Here is a 441-nt window from a genome sequence, read left to right as displayed (position 1 = left end):
ATCAATATGGACCAGAACTTGATAAACGCATTCGTCCGTATTTAAGGAGAACCAATGACTCCTGGAGGGTAGACGAAACTTACATAAAAGTAAAAGGACAGTGGGTGTATCTATATCGTGCAGTAGATTCTGAAGGGAACACGATTGATTTTTACCTGAGCAAAACTAGAGATGCGAAATCAGCTAAGCGCTTTTTCAAGAAAGCCTTGGCTTCTTCCCATGTGTCTCAACCTCGTGTCATTACGGTGGATAAGAATCCGGCTTATCCAGTGGCAATTCAAACATTAAAAGAAGAAAAACGTATACCTGAAGGCATACAGCTAAGGCAACGTAAATATCTTAACAATATCGTGGAACAGGATCACCGTTTTATAAAGAAGAGAGTTCGATCCATGTTAGGATTGAAATCATTTCGTACAGCTACCTTGATTTTGAGTGGCG

General features: G+C 40.1%; 1 protein-coding gene. It reads left to right on the top strand.

The window, feature by feature from the left end; genetic code table 11:
- Positions 1-441: IS6 family transposase (locus tag ACFQZ1_RS14645; RefSeq protein ID WP_377882988.1), on the top strand; the 441-nt coding region annotated here is incomplete at both ends.

The sequence above is a fragment of the Bacillus sp. CGMCC 1.60114 genome (genome assembly GCF_042676365.1).
GTDB lineage: Bacteria > Bacillota > Bacilli > Bacillales > Bacillaceae_G > Bacillus_A > Bacillus_A rhizoplanae_A.
The sequence above is the reverse complement of the archived record's forward strand: the minus strand, read 5'-3'. Positions and strand labels throughout refer to the sequence as shown.